This is a genomic window from Paenisporosarcina sp. P5_A11 (assembly GCF_056400705.1).
This window is the reverse complement of sequence record NZ_JBFUKT010000014.1, coordinates 1-16648: the sequence shown is the minus strand read 5'-3', so window position 1 is coordinate 16648 and position 16648 is coordinate 1. Positions and strand designations below refer to the sequence as shown.

The following is a 16648-nucleotide window of genomic DNA, read 5'->3' as shown; positions in this document are numbered from 1 at the left end:
AATTCAGCCGCCTTTTTCTTATATTAATTTATTACCTACTTCTTATAAATTTCTTTATAGGCAATGACTTGTAACGCCAACATTTCTTCATCTGTTAGTTTCTCATTCAGAACCTGTAATACTTCATCTTTAGATGCTGTTCCATTTTGAACTTGTGACTGAACTTCTTGGAGTTTGGTGATGCCCACCTTTTTGATAAGGACACGTGTAGCTTCTCCTTTAGATGTAAATGGCAAAGTGCTTTCATCTGCGGACTCCGCTTCTTTAATCATCCTTGATAATTCTGGATCACTTTCTATATAGGCCTTTAAGTCATTTATTTGCCCACTATTCTCAAGTTCAGTTGAAGCTGAATCTAGAAGTTTATCTGAGGCGACATTAGTTCCGAAATAATAAATACCATAACCAATTGCTCCTAAAATCACAATTGTAATAAACAATTTCTTCATCTTCTCACTCCCTTTATCGGTGCATTATATAATAGACGTTTGGGAGAGGAAATGGTCACAGAAATCGGCATTTATTTTAGTAACCAATTTTTTCCACATCACTAAGAAATTGATATTTCACATTTTTTAGCCAAGAAAAAAGGAGCAATTTGCTCCTTTTTCCTACTTACTCATCGCTTTCTTTATTCTTGTTTGCATCATCTATATCGTCATTTTCTTCGCCGTCATCAATACCATTATCTTGGTCCACTCCATCGCCACAACCTGCTAAACCACCAAATAGTAATCCGCCAACAATACCACTAGCTAGTAATGCCTTTTTATAATCTGCCATGTTCATTTTCCTCCTTTAATGTGTGTTAAGAATATGTCTTGCGTTCTTATTGAATTTTTACCCTTATAAAATGAATATAAACATAAATTTCTGAATATTGATTCGGCGACTATTAGAGGCAATCCGTTTTGTAAGTAGGAGCGTTACGAAAGTATCGGAAATAACATCAACTTATCTATCATATAATTTGTTAGACTAATGATTTTGCATTCCATCGTTGGAGGAATTACATGAAAATAATGAAGTTTTTGATAATCCTTTTATTCATTTGTGGGTGTACCCCACAACAATCAAAACCACAACCTCAAACTATTCCACCAACTCCTTTGCCAGAAAATGGTTTTCTGATCATAGGTCATCGTGGCGCTTCAGCTTATGCAGCAGGGCACACTCTGGCTGCTTATGAAATGGCTGTTCTAATGGGTGCGGACTATATTGAAATTGATTTACAAATGACCAAAGATGGAAAACTTGTTGCTTTACACGACTCGGTAGTCACGCTACATAATGCTCAACAAGCTGTGGCTGATGTCACGTTTGACGAAATTCAACTTCTCTCACCTGGCAAAGAGTTCGATAAAAACCACTTATCATATACGTTACCGAATTTTCTTGAGTTACGTATTGTTGATTTGTCGGAGATTCTTAATTACTTCGGGGACAGAGTCAATTACTACATTGAAATAAAATCGCCAAAAGTGTATCCGGGTATTGAAGAAGAACTGTTACGACAGCTACAGGAACATCAACTTCTTAATAGAGTTGACCCCATTCCAAAAGTGATTATCCAGTCCTTTAACACAAAAAGCTTGCAAGAAATATTTGCTATGGAGCCATCCATTCCCTTAATTAAACTATATACCTTCGGCAAAAAAGCGCATCTTTCTAAAAAAGAACTTAAAGAACTGACCGAATATGCATCAGGCGTTGGCGTAAATGTTGAAGCGATTAATCGTAAATTCATCGATAAGATGCACAGCGAAAACTTGCTTGTTCATCCTTATACCGTCAATGATGAAGAAACAATGCGTAGTCTTATGAACTATGACGTAAACGGCATTTTTACAGACCGACCTGATGTCGCACTTCGTGTGAGAAATGAGAAAAACAATACGGATATTGAATTGTATCCTTAATGGTTTCCGGGTCGCTTAGGACCGCAAAACTTACTGCTCCACAACCTAAAGAAAGACGAGCTGTGACTTAGTCACAGCCCGTCTTTTGTATTGCAATCCAATCATGATTTAAGCACTTTTTTCTTAACCCACTTGGAGCTTCTACTCAATAACGCCTCAGTTAAGGGACAGTCATGTAAAACGATTTTAAAACATAAATGAAAAATTCACGTGAAATATGAAGATATGACTAACCATATCTTGGCTAGCGAGAAAGGATTGATGGCCGGGTTTTGGTTTATCTCTCAAACCCCTACCTGTTTCCAGTCGATTATGTCATGATTTTCCATTGCCCCATAAAACTATTTCCCGATGGCAAAAACTTCTATGCGAATATAAGAAAGCACCGCCAATCGGATAGACAGTCGATTGGCGGTGCTTCTATTTTCATTCACATCACAAAAATCGGGAACTGTTCAATGGGTGTATAAGGAGGCTATTAACGTTCTTGACGATAATCGGAACGATTCGGTCTTTCGTCAGACGTTCCGGTGCAAACAGACAATGAATGGCCAGTCCATCTACCAGCGCATACAGTGTTTCGATTTCTTCCTGGAAATCAATTCCCGGTTTCAATCTTCCGTTTGCTTCAAGCACAGGGAGGAGTTGCTGGAGTGCCTGCAAAATCCCATCGTCCCCCTCGAATTTATGGCGGAACTGGACATTGGCGATGAAGTGGAACCAAACCGTCATTTCGAGGCGGGACTGGTCATCCAAAGGAATAATTTCCAAAAAGAAATGAACAAGCAACTCATCCATAGGCATGTCTTGTGCAAACTTCTTCTCAAGCCGTTCCGTCACTCTTTCTTTCACCAGCTCCATCGAATAGCTCAACAGTTCTTCCTGAGAAGAAAAATAATGGCGCAAGGAGCCTAACGACAGATTGGCTTCCTCGGCAATCGATCGGACAGTTGTCCCTTCAATCCCTTTCTTCATAATCAATTCCCACGTGGCTTCTGCAATAATTTGTCTGCGTTCTTCGTGATTCACTTGTTTTGGCATAGGTTCATTATAGCGACTAATATACAAGCATACAATCTAAATAGAACACTTGTATTAAATAAAACACGGTGGTATATTTTAATTAATACAAACGTACTAAATAAAAAATGGAGGTGCACACATGAATGGAATTGCTTGGGCTATTGTCATCTGTGAAATTTTATTTTGGGTCTTCATTGTCAGTGGTCTTGCCGCTCGCTATATAGGAAAAAGAGAAAAACTCGGGTTTGCCCTATTAGCAATGACACCTTTGGTTGATTTAGCTTTACTTGGATTGACAGGTTACGACTTATACAAGGGTTCGACTGCCACGATGGCCCACGGAATTGCCGCTATCTACATCGGCGTTTCCATCGCTTACGGTAAATCGATGATTCGCTGGGCTGATGATCAGTTTTGTTTTTATATCCTCAAAACGAGGAAAAAGCCCGCCAAAAAGACGGGAATGGCTTTTGCTAAACAAGATTTCCTCAATTGGCTAAGACATCTTTTCGCCTTTATGATCGGCGCTGGTTTATTGTTTGTTTTAACAATATGGGTTGGAGATGCCGAAAGAACGGAAGCTTTCCAACAAATTCTTCGCGTATGGGCGCTTGTACTCGGCCTTGATTTGCTCATCACATTGAGCTACTTTATCTGGCCACGCCCAGCAAGACATACTACTTAACTCTGGAAGTATTAAGACCATTGAGAACAAGGAATTGTACTGACGAGTATGATTCAACCTAAAAGATGAAAGAGACGTTCAATTAACCTCTAATTGAATGTCTCTTTTTTGTTGATTTATCTAAGTTCACGAATGTCTTCTTACTTTTTAGGGTAATCGACCATTTATTGACTTATTTATTTTCACCAATAAAAAAGGTGTTTTTAGTGTCATCTTTTATCTACCGAGCATATAACTATTGAATGTGGTCAAAATTGAAATACAGTTTTCTTTAAATGGACATTTAATAAACTGATCATATTTGCAAGAAAAAATACTTTAGAAAAGGGTGAGTACATGATTAATCATTTTGAAATGCAGAAAATAATCGAAGCGAAAAAAATGGAGATAGATCTCCGAATCCAACAACAGTCTTCTTATCGTCAAATAGATAAAAACAATGCAAAATTGACTCTGTTTGAACTGTTCAAGAAAATTTTCAGCAATCGAAAAGATAGCAAAAAAGACGAATATTGTGAAAACTGCTAAAAGCGAAAGGATGACAAAGGAGGAAAGTGACCAAGTCACTTCCCTCCTCTTATTGTTTAGTAAATAGTTGATCCATGATTGGATTTATTTTTTGCCTTATTAACGAATATAGGATTTAGGACAATCTACGCGATGATGTTTGCCGTCAGTCCCCAGAACCCTTCATAAATCCCGAATGAATTTCCTGTTGCGTACACAGCAAATGTTACAGAAAGCCCAACAAGCAATCCAATTATGGTTGCTTCAATTGGTTTTGGTTTCTCTAGAACATACTAAAGACCACGGCTGGGAACATTTGAACCATACCAGATACTCCTAGAAGTTGAAGAGAAACTAGTGCTGTTGGGAAAATAATGCCGAAGATTAATGCTAGTCCAATAACGACAAATACCATTGAACGAGTAATCATCGTTAATTTTGCAAGAGTTACTTTTGGATTATTCGCAAAGAGATTTGAAAACACCAATTGCTATGATTGAACAAGGAAGCCATTTCATTTCAAATAAAACAATCCACCATTTATGATTTCAATTTTAATTCTTGCTTCGTATTGTTGGTCCATTGCTTCTTTTTCCATATCGTAGCATTCTGGCTTGTTTTCTACCCCTTCGTAGAAGTATTCTAATACTTCTCGATCCTTTTTCCATCTCATTTTTGCTTCGTCAGCCCATGTGTGATCATCTCGTTGTATGATATTTTCGATTGCCCCATCTAACCGTTCCAGGGCACGAAGGGGCTTTATTATATACGTTATATTAAACGCATCTTTTGACATGGTTGAATCCAAATCCACGCCACTTATCCATTCCTGAAAACCGTCTATCATATTCCCTGTAATTAAGTTAATGCCTAAAGAATGAAACATCTCTTTCGTTTGATCGCTGTAATACGACACTTTATAATTCACGCCTAACCAAGGGGTTAAAATGGTTTTAGTTTTGGGATTATCTAATACCCTCTCATACATTTGCACATAAGAACCAAGCTTTTTAGTTGTTTGAAACAATTGATTGAGCCGAGGGGAACCAAAATGGACAACTTCCCCTTTAATCTCTTCTTCTAGCTGATTTTGATCGGTGATGAAGGTTAGTTTTGCTGGGTTTGGCACGCCATCTGTATTTTCTAAGTATTTCCAATAGAATGGCCGGTTCATAATTTTTTTATCCATATCAATCGTTAATTGCACGGTCATATAATGGTCATTACCATTAATAATATCGCAATTGTTTTCTGTGAAAAACTTTTCTAAATAACCATGAATTTGTTGTGGATACAATGTACATCCTCCCTAGAATGAGCTGCCACTTTTATCTCAAATGGTTTTTTTGAATGATGATAAAATATCGTCTAAGTCACCCACTACTTTTTCAAAGACATCAAGTTTCACATAGAGCAGATCCAATATATCTTCTTCGATGGTATTGTGAATAGCTAGATTGTATATATGAACGTCATGTTCTTGTCCTAACCGGTGGACACGTCCAATTCGTTGTTCTAACTTCATGGGATTCCAAGGTAAATCATAGTTTATGACATGGTGACAAAATTGCAAGTTAATTCCTTCGCCTCCGGATTCTGTCGCAATGAGGACTTGCGCTTGATCCTTAAATAATTGCTTCATCCAGTCTCGTTTGTTTTTCTTGAATTTCCCGTTAAAGAGGACGCTTGTGATTCCTTTTGTATATAAGTACCACTGCAAATAAGCTTGACTGGCTCGGTATTCGGTAAAGATGATGACCTTATCATTTGCCTCGGAAATAATTTCATAAGCCTTTTCCGCTTTCGAGTTCACTTCGAGTACCATTAGCTTTTGAATAATTCCCTCAACATAATCAATCTCTTGTGGATCGGTGCATTTTTGCCGCATTTTATTTAAGGTCATATACGTAGCTTCTTTGCTACTACACATTTCTTTTTGTAGAGTGATCATGGAGAATGCACCCGAAAAAACAGGAGAAATATTTTTAAGTTCTAGAATCATTTCGTAGATTTCTTTTTCTTCTTGTGTAAAATGGATGGGAATAGTTTGAACGCGACGTTTTGTCCACTCAATACCTGTATCCTGCCTTCTATTTCTCACCATAACTTGATTCACCAGTTCTTTTAAAAAGTCGTCGTGTTCCACATTGTGTTTACTAGCGGAAAACGCAGATTGAAACGTCTCGTAGTTTCCAAGGTGACCCGGTTTAAGTAAGGAAATGAGATAAAACAATTCAAACACATCGTTTTGAATGGGTGTTGCAGTTAACAACAGACAAAACTTTTTCTTTAAATTTTGAACAAACTCGTAGTTTTTAGTTTTATGATTTTTTAATTTATGTGCTTCATCAATGATGATTAAATCATAATTTTGTTCATAGATGTTTTCTTTGTGTGGACTTCTTTTTGCCATATCCATACTCATGACGACGATATTACAGGTGTTTAAATCGTAATTCTTTTTATATTGCATGGCTGGAATATAAAATTTTTGGTTCAGTTCTTCAATCCATTGATTGACTAAAGAAGCTGGGACCAAAATTAACGCTTTTTTCACAAGGCCTCTGATTAGGTACTCTTTCAAAATCAAACCAGCTTCAATCGTTTTACCGAGTCCTACTTCGTCTGCAAGAATTGCTTTGCCATTCATTCTTTCAATAACCGTCTGTGCCACTTCCAATTGATGTTGAAGAGGTGTCAGATTGGGTAAATATTTAGGCGATTGAAGACCAGCAAAATCAGTAATCAAGCTGTTTTTCACTACTTCGTAACTCATATTGTATAATGTCCAATTATCCCAAGCTTCACGATTCTCCAATCGTTCTATAAAGCCTTCTTTCCACTCAGACGACTTTTCAATTATCATAAACATCACCTCAGACAACTTTATCTTTCTTATAAGGTTGTCCAAAAAAGAAATTACTATGTTTAATTAAGTGAATAAATATTATTCGCGAGCGGTTTCATTGAATTGCATGTCTATGCGCGCATTCGTGTCGTCTATGCGCGGTTTGGTCGCTTCTATTCGCGAAACTAAAAAACTACCCTGATCACTAGGTTCGCTGCAGTCTCAAAGTTTATAATTTCTGCTTGTCTTACGAAAAAAATGAGCAGTGACTTAGTCACTGCTCATTTTTGACACATTCCCGTAGAATTTTAGTRGTTCTTCTATTTCATTTATGCGAGGCAATACAGATTGAGCACCCGTTTTTGTGATTGATATCGATGCAGCCGAACCTTTCGTTATAGTTTCCAATAATTAAATTTTATAACTAAATACGTGATTTTTTACATCTAAATGTCCCTTTTTTACAACTAAATCGATAATGGTTGTTTCCTAATCGCTTTGAAAAAGCTGTACGATGAGATTTTGTCACTTCGCTAGGCTGATGCAGATTTCGGATTTTTAGTTGTATTAATTTCTAACTGTAAATTTCCATTACTCATAAGAAAAAAGATAAAATGGCTCATCCTTAAATCAAAATCATACATATCCTGTATAAAATGTTCTAACCATGCACATTTGAAATGATTAAGAAAGGAAGTAATTATGAGTTCATCATCTATGGATTACACTTCACCAACAACGCAGTACACTTTTGATGTAAATAAAAGTACACTTTTCAAGAAAGATAATCAAAACTTTATTAATGTGCTAGGCATCAACCAATTAAACACACTAGATAATGTATCATTACTTGATATTTTTCTTAGTGCTAGTAATGTTGTTGAGCCCCATTACCACCAGAATGCTGCGGAGTTAGTTTATTGTATTTCTGGAGCTGTTATTGTTTCAATACTGAACCCTTTTACAAAACAACTTCAAAATTATCCGATTACACCCGGACAGGTAGCAAACGTCCCCCAAGGTTGGTGGCATTACGAAATTGCTACTGTCGATCACACACATATACTGGCTATTTTTAATGCTCCAACACCTGAGGTAATTCTGGGTTCAGATATTTTGAAATTTACACCTGCGAATATCATGGCGCACACCTATTGTATTGATGAAAATGTATGGAAAAAAGCAGTCGCTCCCGTTCAGCCATCAACATATATTGGTCCTCCTAAGGGCTGTGACGAAGCAAATGAAAGCATTTCATATGAGCATCCATATATAAATCATTACGACAACCAAAGCTATGCAACTCAACAATATAATCAGCAATATAATCAGCAATACTATCAAAATCCACCTAATCCACAGCATTATAATTACTAAAACGGGAGAGGCACACTGGAATCACGCACTTTATTCCAGCTGTATCGGTGGATTGACCCATGTAAGGAGTCTTATATGCTAACGGTTCTGCAAAATTCGTAACATAGACTTGCTACGAGCGGTTTCGTGTCGTCTATGCGCGCATTTTTGTCGTCTATGATCGGTTCTCTGTCGTCTATCAGCGTTTAGCAAAAAAAGAGGACATCCAGCAAAGGTGGATGTCCTTAACAAATCAGCTTTTTTATCTTGGGTTCACTGTAGTCTCAAAGTTTATACTTTCTACTTATCGTTCGAAAAAAACGAGCAGTGATTAATCACTGCTCGTTTCTTCCTACTGATCTTATATTTTTTTATCTGCGACTGGTTGTTTAGTAAACAATTGGTCCATTATTGGGTTAGTTTTATTTTTTGCTTTCTTAACGAATAAAGGATTTAGAATAAATAGAGCTAGAATGTTTGCTAGCAATCCCCAGAAACCTTCATAAATACCGAATGAATTTCCTGTAGCGTACACGGTAAAGGTCACAGTAAGACCGACAAGTAATCCGATGATTGTCGCTTCTTTTGTCTGGTTTCTCCAGAACAAACTAAAGACGATTGCTGGGAATATTTGAACCATTCCAGATACACCTAGAAGTTGAAGAGATACAAGTGCTGTTGGGAAAAGCATTCCAAAGATTAATGCTAGTCCAATAACGACAAATACCATTGAACGTGTAATCATCGTTAATTTTGCAGGTTTTACATTCGGATCGATGAAATCACGGTAAATATTATTCGCAAATAGATTCGACGCACCAATTGCCATGATTGAACAAGGGATTAGTGAAGCAAGTGCAATGGTAGAATAGGCTAATCCTTGTACGACTCCACCGTAAGACATTTGAATTAGATGTAGTAATGCAAATCGTGGATCGCTTCCTTCTGGCAAAACAATATATGCAGCAAACCCTAGGAAGACAACAAGAATCAATACGATATTATAAAATGGTAGATAGATTGCATTTTTTCGAAGTACGTCAGCATTTTTCGCTGTGAATACCCCAGTTACTGCATGAGCCCACATAAATAATGCGAGTCCTGAAACTAATGAAGCTGTGAGGAACCATGGGATTCCTTTTGGACCAGTGGTTGGGATGGTTAATAGCTCCGGAGATTCTACCACGATTTTATTTATCATCGATCCCCAACTTCCAAAATGTATGATTGGAATGGACACCACTAGGAATAACATAATGACCCACACTAAAATGTCTTTAATAACAGCTGTATAGGCTGGTCCTTTTATTCCGCTAAAGAATGTATATAGTGCAACTAATAGGAAAGATATAATAACAACAAATTTGATATTAATATAGCCTGTACCAGCTACGGTTAACGTATCTTGAATACCAGCTAATTGCAGATCAATATAAGGAATTAGCATAAATACACCAACAATTGCGATAAGCAATGATAAAAATCTGCTATCAAACCTGCCTTTTGCGTAATCGGCAAGGGTTGTTAATTTATGTTTTTTCGAAACTTCCCATAACTTAGGTAGATAAAAATAAGAAACAAAGAACGCAATAATCGTATATGGAATGGCAAAGAACGCAATACTACCAGCTGCGAACGCTGTGCTCGTTAATCCTAAGAATGTATAAGCTGTATATAAATCAGCACCTACTAAGAGCCATACAAGTAATGGTCCAAAACGTCTGCCACCAACTGACCACTCTTCAACAGAGCTTCTACTTGATTTGTCTCGTCCAGCGATAAATCCAATTAGTACGACTGATAAAACAATGAAACTTGTAATTAATAAAGCTGTTAAATTCCCTTGCATCAATCAATACTCCCTTCTGACTTCTGTATTCGATAAATGATATACGTACATAATGGAGTAAGGATCATTCCTAAAAATAACCAAAAATGAAGAAATGGTAATCCAAGAATGATCGGTTCAATTCGATTTACAAAAGGTATGGCGCCAAGCATAAATATAAAAGGTAAAACAATTAGAATAACAATAATCAATTTTTTGCTCATATGTATCCCCCCAGTAGTAGATTAAATAATATATTAGAATAGTTATAATTGTCAATCAATTATTATACTACCATAAGGATTTAGTAAAACAAGGATATTCTAAAAAAGGGTAAAATGAACCTGTTTAGTACATTCATTTCGAAGATTATTGAGCAAACATGGAAATACCCCGAAACAAGGACATTTTAAAGTGTCCGAGATTCGGGGTACAGTTTATTCTAAACTATTTTATTTTCTATAGGGTTAATACGATTATCTACCGCAAATAGTTCACTGCCAGCCATTGCTAAAAATGCTGCCATTGCCATTAGTGCTAAATCAAATTCATAGCCATTCACAAATCCAACAGCAAGTTTCACTGTTATAATTGCTCCTACCAATAATAATAAAAATACCCCTGCTACAATGCGTGTTGCTAATCCTATGATCAACAGAAGTCCACCAATTATTTCAACACTAGCTACACCATAAGCTAAGAAGCCTGGTAAACCAATGCTTTCAAACCATCCAACTGTATTACTAATGCCGTCTTGAAATTTCACGATACCATGTACTGCAAAAATAACACCCAATACTACACGCACAATAAGTGCTCCTAATTCTTTTTTATACATTTTTTTCTCCTCAATTACTTACTATTTGTTGGTACCATTTTGTTGCCGCTTCGACTTCACTCATTGTTAATTGGTGTCCTTGGTTTTCCCAATGTGCTTTAACCGTTGCATTTGCACCTTCCAGCAATTGATGAAGATCCACTGATTCTTGTTGTGAGCAAATGGGATCATTTTTCCCTGCCGCTATAAATACATGTTTGCCTGATAAGTCAGGAAGTGTAATTCCTCGTCTTGGTACCATTGGATGATGTAAAATTGCTCCTTTAATTGAATCTTTAAAGTGGAATAAAAGGCTTGCTGCAATATTGGCACCATTTGAATAGCCAATAGCAATAATGTTTTGGCGGTTAAATTCATACTTGGTAGCTGCTTCATCTAAAAATTTATTTAGTTCTTTTGTACGGAAAATTAAATCCTCTTCATCAAATATACCTTCTGCTAATCTTCTAAAGAATCGAGGCATCCCATTTTCTAATACATTGCCTCGGACACTTAAAACAGAAGCTTCTTTATCGACAATGCCTGCTAAAGGCAATAAATCTTGTTCATTTCCGCCTGTACCATGTAATAACAAGAGGACTGGTTTTGTAGAATCTGAACCTTGTTTAAAAATATGTTTCATTAATTAACTCTCCCTTACAAGTTATTGCTTTCTGTAAACATCTTTACGTCTATTCCGGTCTATCAATTGAGAAAATGTCACCAATGGTTGCATAATCCGTCCCAGCCAAGCGACTGACTGCTTGTAAAGCTCTTGGATCAATTCGTCCTTCCGAGTAAATCATTTTATCGAGATGAAATTGGAGAATTTCGCCGATGAATAAATCACAACTTGGCTCGCTTTCTCCTCCTAAGGGAATCGCTTGTACGAGCTTACACTCCATACGAATTTTCGACTCCAGAATTCCCGGTACCGAAACTTGTGTACTTTGAATAGTAGTTAGCTTTGCCAATTCAATTTCACTTTCCTCAGCTGGTAAATTCGCTGCTGTTTCATTAATCTGCGCCACATTTTTCTCATCTACGATATGCACAACAAATTCACTAGTAGCATAAATATTATTTGCCGTATCTTTCATGCGTCCATTTGGGCGTTGTACCGCTAAAGAAATCATTGGCGGGTTTGATGAAACAATATTAAAGTAACTAAACGGTGCACCATTTAAAACACCATCGGCTGACTGGGTCGTGACAAATGCTATGGGTCTAGGAATGATAGAACCAATTAGTAGTTTGTAATTTTCCCGCTCACTATTTTGCTTTGGATCAATTGAAATCATTTCTCTCAAATCCTTCCTTTATTAGTCTAGTGGACGTATACCTAACATCTATGCCTATGGTTCATTTGCAAGTTTTACCACTCACTAATTTTTTTATTGGCCTACGTTACTTGTAAATGCTGCGCAAATGATGCAATCTCATTGATTCATTTGCCCAACATTCACCCTTTTATTAAAACAACAATATGTGCATATGCGCTTATGCACATATGCACATATTGTCTGGTGTACATTGATTAACGTATTGTTTTTAATGCTGTTGTCCAAGGAATTACTTGGTCCAACATTTGGTTTACCGAATCTGCTTGCACATCTTTTGGTTTAAATACTGAACCATTTTCGAAGTCAGTGAATAGTGACAACGCGGGATGTACGCGAACATGCGCTACAGATAATTCACTTAAAATACCTCGTAAATGTTCTGTTGCACGAGCTCCGCCTACTGAACCGTATGATACGATACCAGCTGCTTTATTGTTCCACTCGACACGTAAGTAATCTAAAGCATTTTTTAGTGCGCCAGTGATTGAGTGGTTGTATTCTTGAACGATGAATACGAATCCGTCACATCCATTAATTTGTGTTGACCATGCCGCTGCTCCTGAAGCATCGACACCCGCTTCACCTAATAGTGGTAATTTGAAATCTGCGATGTCGATGATTTGGTACTCAGCGTCTCCACGTTTATCTGCTATTTCTTTTACCCATGCACCTACTTGTGGACTAACTCTTCCTTCACGTGTACTACCTAAAACAATCCCGATTTTTAACATGTCATTTCCTCCTGTTTGTTGTGTATTTTTGTTTAAACCAAATAAATTTTTAATAAAACTCATCATAATCCCTCGTTATTCATATTTTTTCTCGAAATCTATTGTGCTTCTTACCGTGTCGATCGGTCGAACTAATTTTTCAATTTGGACACGGTTTGGTTCTAAAAACGGCGGTAAAGATAACTTTTCACCAACAGTTTCATATGGTTCGTCGCCCATAAATCCTGGACCATCCGTCGCAAATTCAAATAGAATTTGTGGTGTAACACGTGTATAAAGTGATTCAAAGAAGTGACGATTCACATAACCCGATGTTTGGAACTTAAAGGATTCTAGTCTTTCGGTCCACTCATCTAATACCGCTCTGTCTTCTACACGGAAGGCAACGTGGTGAACTGTACCGAAGCCTTGTTGAGCATCTGGCAATGAATCATTATGCTCGACAATAACCTGTGCTCCATTGCCACCTTCGCCAACTTCAAATAAGTGATATGTTCCTTCAGTAGCAATTTCTTTAAACAGTAGAACTTTTTCTAACATTTGTTTAAAGTAGTTAACATTCGCAATACGTACGAAAATCGGCCCTAAACCTGTGATTGCAAACTCTAATGGAATCGGCCCTTTCTGCCAAGGTGTACCAGAAGCGACTCCTTCATTAAACTCATCAGAAATCATTTGATACTGTTGGTCGTCAAAATCCACGAATGATAATGTCTTTTTACCAAACTGTTCTTCAATACCRGTATGTTCAATTTGTAGGCGATCAAAACGTTTTACCCAGTAGTCGAGTGCTTCATCAGTTGGCACTCGGAATGATGTTTTTGAAATCTCATTTGTGCCATGCTTTCCTTTTGGAATGTTTGGGAAATCAAAAAACGTCATATCCGTTCCAGCGCTTCCTTTGTCATCTGCAAAGAATAAATGATAGGTTTTAATATCATCTTGGTTGACTGTTTTCTTCACTAATCGCATACCTAGGACATATGTGAAAAATTCATAGTTCTTCTCTGCGCTACTTGTGATAGCCGTTACATGGTGAATTCCTTTTAAATGATTCATCATTTTTCCTCCTTTAATTTACCCTTAATTAAATTATCTTTAATTCGAGATATTATATTAAAAAAATTTTACAATGTCGCTGCATGAAGTCCAATCCGTTTAAGTAATTCAATCGTGTCATTAATATCCTCATCTGATAACTGTTCAAAGATTTCTTCAATCTTCGCTTCATGCTGAGGAAAATGTTCATCCATAAACGCCTTCCCGGAAATCGTGATAGCAGCAAAAGTCACACGACGATCACTTGGACAAGCTTTGCGAATTGCATAATTCTTCTGCTCAAGCTTATCTATTACATACGTGATACTACCACTTGAAATAAGAATCTTCTTCCCGATAATTTGTATCGGTTGATCACCTTTATGGTATAACAATTCCAAAACAGCAAATTCGGTTTGATTCAAACCATGTAAGGCTATATTCTTTTTCAGAACTTCTTGAACGGCTTGGGAGGCACGAATCATAACTGTAACTGCTTTTAATTTATTATTAGCTGATACCATTCGTTTCCCTTCTTTCAATTTATCTTTAATTTATTTATCTTCAATGTATTTATCTTGAACCTGAGATAAATTTAACATGTATTTTATCACTTGTCAATCGTTTAAGACTTATTAATACAAGTCGCTTGAAAATAGCTATGGTTTCTTAGTCGTTATAATTTGCGTCTAGCGTTACCCTCCAACCAACCCACACGATCAAAGTTCTTTGCTGAAGATGCAATTTCAGGATTTTGTACAACCTGTAGTGCGCTTACGTCAACCTGTAGGCAAGATTTAAAAGGAAAGTTGCTCAGTAGAATAATAGGATACAAGTGAAGTCAATGACATTCCTTCAACCAACAAACAATCCCGATCAAACACGATTAGCTCAAATTCATCATTCTTCTTACTCTTCCCAACCTCACCTGTTGCATTTATTATAGTTGAGCCCATGTCTTTTCTGAGGCGTTCAACGAATGTAAACATGTCATAATATTGCTCTGCATGTGCAAAAAAAGCATCTGCAAAATGCACATTCATTAAGATGTTATTTTTAATAACCCTTATTGCAGGGTTTCCATTAGAAACTTCAACACTGTGAATTCTTCCTGTAACTGTTCTCGTCTGTCCTACATCGGTTTCTTTCAGTGAATCGACATCACGTTTGTATAGTCGTCCTTTAGTTGATTGAGCTTCTGCAGTCATTTTAGTGGGATCCGAAACAATGGTAAGGGTCAACTGTTGTGACGTTTCATTTACTTTTGGTTTCTTACTTTTATTGGTGAGGGATTGACGTTTCTCTTCTGCTTGCTTCCATCTTTCTTCTTCACTTATGCTTTCCATTTCATAAGCCTCTTTTAGAGACTTTTTTATTTGATCACCAGATACAATCCCGATGACAGTACCTGATTTCCTGATACCAGATCTGCCCTCTTCTTTATCGAAGAAAAATGGACATTCTTTAGCATGTTTACTCTCTCTCCAGGTTCTCAAGTAATTTTTATTGCCTGATTTAGCTACAAAACAAAGTCTGGCATAACAATTCCTAGTTGCACAGAAAATTTTTTTTTCGTATTTTTTCATATATTTTTCTGTCGTGATTTCCCGCAAGCTAATTAGCTTTCTATCACTCTTGCTGTGATAAATTGCATCAAGAATTTTCATCTGTTTACCCCCAAGTCAATTAATAAATTTAATAACGTTTTTTTATCCAGCTATAACAATGGTAACATATTACAAATAATTTGTTTAATTTTTCTGATAATATAAAAGGTGTTTATATATCTTTTCATTGAATGAAAGAGCCGTGTTGATTGGAGGTTTTTTTTATGTAGAAAAAAACGCAATTGTATTTAAACTAGGGACGATATTTTATTGATTCTTTTCATTTAATATACAAGATACTCTACACTCATCCGCGAGTGTGAGGACAGACTCAGTAGTTTAATATAGACATTGTTCGATGTATGATAGGGTTAGGAATATATGAAGGAGTTGTGATCGATGAAGTGGATGTATTTATTGATGTCAATCGCTGGAGGAGTCGCAATTGGCATACAGGCGATTGTTAACGGTGGATTAGGTAAGAAAGTGGGCACTATCGAAGCGTCTTTTATATCCTTTTTTATCGGAACAATTGCTTTATTGGTTACGATGCTATGTTTTGGAAAAGGCAATTTGTTCGCCATCAATGAAGTTCCTAAATGGCAATTGATTGGTGGACTGCTGGGAGCTTTTTATGTATTTATACTGGTCATGTCAGTTCCTAAAATTGGCGTAACCGCTACTTTTTTTTCAATTATTGCTGGACAACTTTTGATTTCAGCCATCATTGACCATTTCGGTTTATTCGGTGGCCAAACGTATCCTTTAAACATAAAAAAAGCAATCGCAATTTTGCTGATGTTCGGTTCCATTTATTTATATAACCAAAAGTAGTCAATTGCAACAGGTTAATAGAGTCTGCTTGTCAGTAACATTCATAACGACTCCATAATAATCAAGAAAAAGAACTGAACGATTATGAAAGAAAAGGGATGATTAACATCCC

At 36.7% G+C, this 16648-nt stretch carries 19 protein-coding genes and 1 pseudogene; 5 read left to right on the top strand and 15 right to left on the bottom strand.

Annotation, left to right across the window (positions count from 1 at the left end; translation table 11 throughout):
- Window positions 1-35: 35 nt before the first annotated feature.
- Together AC1DOS_RS04705 and AC1DOS_RS04700 are read right to left on the bottom strand one after the other, a co-directional pair.
- Window positions 36-449 (bottom strand): hypothetical protein, encoded by a 414-nt coding sequence (locus tag AC1DOS_RS04705; protein WP_108586513.1) that lies wholly within the window; start codon window positions 447-449, stop codon window positions 36-38.
- Window positions 450-615: 166 nt separating this feature from the next.
- Window positions 616-783, bottom strand: a complete 168-nt coding sequence (locus AC1DOS_RS04700) for a hypothetical protein (RefSeq protein WP_233260453.1) — start codon at window positions 781-783, stop codon at window positions 616-618.
- A 230-nt stretch (window positions 784-1013) separates the two neighbouring features.
- Here AC1DOS_RS04700 and AC1DOS_RS04695 point away from each other — a divergent pair, with 230 nt between their 5' ends.
- The gene (locus tag AC1DOS_RS04695) at window positions 1014-1919 is read left to right on the top strand and encodes a glycerophosphodiester phosphodiesterase family protein (protein ID WP_108586514.1); all 906 of its coding nucleotides are present in this window, start codon (window positions 1014-1016) and stop codon (window positions 1917-1919) included.
- A gap of 435 nt (window positions 1920-2354) precedes the next feature.
- Here AC1DOS_RS04695 and AC1DOS_RS04690 read toward each other — a convergent pair whose 3' ends face one another.
- Window positions 2355-2960, bottom strand: coding sequence for a TetR/AcrR family transcriptional regulator (locus tag AC1DOS_RS04690; protein WP_477536558.1), 606 nt, complete (start codon window positions 2958-2960; stop codon window positions 2355-2357).
- A gap of 121 nt (window positions 2961-3081) precedes the next feature.
- Between AC1DOS_RS04690 and AC1DOS_RS04685 the strand changes: the two genes are divergently transcribed.
- Both AC1DOS_RS04685 and AC1DOS_RS04680 read left to right on the top strand, forming a co-directional pair.
- A complete protein-coding gene (locus tag AC1DOS_RS04685) occupies window positions 3082-3627 on the top strand; it encodes a hypothetical protein (protein WP_477536557.1) in 546 nt (181 codons plus the stop codon).
- Between the two features lie 336 nt (window positions 3628-3963).
- Entirely contained in the window at window positions 3964-4155 is a 192-nt protein-coding gene (locus AC1DOS_RS04680) for a hypothetical protein (protein WP_108586516.1), read from the top strand.
- 49 nt (window positions 4156-4204) lie between these two features.
- On the opposite strand, the pseudogene AC1DOS_RS04675 reads toward AC1DOS_RS04680, so the two are convergent.
- The 3 genes and pseudogenes from AC1DOS_RS04675 to AC1DOS_RS04665 all read right to left on the bottom strand — a co-directional run.
- A pseudogene (locus AC1DOS_RS04675) lies at window positions 4205-4643 on the bottom strand (sodium:solute symporter family protein); the annotation flags it as partial.
- A gap of 5 nt (window positions 4644-4648) precedes the next feature.
- Window positions 4649-5431 carry a YqhG family protein gene (locus AC1DOS_RS04670; RefSeq protein ID WP_477536556.1) on the bottom strand — a complete coding sequence of 261 codons (783 nt, stop codon included), beginning with the start codon at window positions 5429-5431 and terminating at the stop codon, window positions 4649-4651.
- A gap of 36 nt (window positions 5432-5467) precedes the next feature.
- On the bottom strand, window positions 5468-7000 hold the full coding sequence (locus AC1DOS_RS04665; protein ID WP_199224099.1) for a DEAD/DEAH box helicase: 1533 nt from the start codon (window positions 6998-7000) through the stop codon (window positions 5468-5470).
- Between the two features lie 684 nt (window positions 7001-7684).
- Between AC1DOS_RS04665 and AC1DOS_RS04660 the strand changes: the two genes are divergently transcribed.
- Window positions 7685-8359 (top strand): cupin domain-containing protein, encoded by a 675-nt coding sequence (locus AC1DOS_RS04660; RefSeq protein ID WP_477536555.1) that lies wholly within the window; start codon window positions 7685-7687, stop codon window positions 8357-8359.
- A 340-nt stretch (window positions 8360-8699) separates the two neighbouring features.
- Here AC1DOS_RS04660 and AC1DOS_RS04655 read toward each other — a convergent pair whose 3' ends face one another.
- The 9 genes from AC1DOS_RS04655 to AC1DOS_RS04615 all read right to left on the bottom strand — a co-directional run bounded on the left by AC1DOS_RS04655 (window position 8700) and on the right by AC1DOS_RS04615 (window position 15762).
- Window positions 8700-10187: a sodium:solute symporter family protein gene (locus AC1DOS_RS04655; protein ID WP_477536554.1), complete on the bottom strand. Its 1488-nt coding sequence runs from the start codon at window positions 10185-10187 to the stop codon at window positions 8700-8702.
- A complete protein-coding gene (locus tag AC1DOS_RS04650; protein WP_477536553.1) occupies window positions 10187-10390 on the bottom strand; it encodes a DUF3311 domain-containing protein in 204 nt (67 codons plus the stop codon). The genes AC1DOS_RS04655 and AC1DOS_RS04650 overlap by 1 nt, the downstream gene beginning before the upstream one ends.
- Window positions 10391-10608: 218 nt before the next feature.
- A complete protein-coding gene (locus AC1DOS_RS04645; protein ID WP_108586521.1) occupies window positions 10609-11004 on the bottom strand; it encodes a DoxX family protein in 396 nt (131 codons plus the stop codon).
- A gap of 10 nt (window positions 11005-11014) precedes the next feature.
- Window positions 11015-11626 carry an alpha/beta hydrolase gene (locus tag AC1DOS_RS04640; protein WP_477536552.1) on the bottom strand — a complete coding sequence of 204 codons (612 nt, stop codon included), beginning with the start codon at window positions 11624-11626 and terminating at the stop codon, window positions 11015-11017.
- Window positions 11627-11675: 49 nt separating this feature from the next.
- Window positions 11676-12284, bottom strand: a complete 609-nt coding sequence (locus AC1DOS_RS04635; RefSeq protein ID WP_477536551.1) for a flavin reductase family protein — start codon at window positions 12282-12284, stop codon at window positions 11676-11678.
- A gap of 236 nt (window positions 12285-12520) precedes the next feature.
- On the bottom strand, window positions 12521-13120 hold the full coding sequence (locus tag AC1DOS_RS04630) for an NADPH-dependent FMN reductase (protein WP_477536550.1): 600 nt from the start codon (window positions 13118-13120) through the stop codon (window positions 12521-12523).
- Between the two features lie 12 nt (window positions 13121-13132).
- Window positions 13133-14116 carry a ring-cleaving dioxygenase gene (locus AC1DOS_RS04625; protein ID WP_477536549.1) on the bottom strand — a complete coding sequence of 328 codons (984 nt, stop codon included), beginning with the start codon at window positions 14114-14116 and terminating at the stop codon, window positions 13133-13135.
- 68 nt (window positions 14117-14184) lie between these two features.
- The gene (locus AC1DOS_RS04620; protein WP_477536548.1) at window positions 14185-14619 is read right to left on the bottom strand and encodes a MarR family winged helix-turn-helix transcriptional regulator; all 435 of its coding nucleotides are present in this window, start codon (window positions 14617-14619) and stop codon (window positions 14185-14187) included.
- Between the two features lie 273 nt (window positions 14620-14892).
- Window positions 14893-15762, bottom strand: a complete 870-nt coding sequence (locus AC1DOS_RS04615) for a hypothetical protein (RefSeq protein ID WP_477536547.1) — start codon at window positions 15760-15762, stop codon at window positions 14893-14895.
- Window positions 15763-16101: 339 nt separating this feature from the next.
- Here AC1DOS_RS04615 and AC1DOS_RS04610 point away from each other — a divergent pair, with 339 nt between their 5' ends.
- Window positions 16102-16536: a DMT family transporter gene (locus tag AC1DOS_RS04610; RefSeq protein ID WP_477536546.1), complete on the top strand. Its 435-nt coding sequence runs from the start codon at window positions 16102-16104 to the stop codon at window positions 16534-16536.
- Window positions 16537-16648 lie beyond the last annotated feature (112 nt).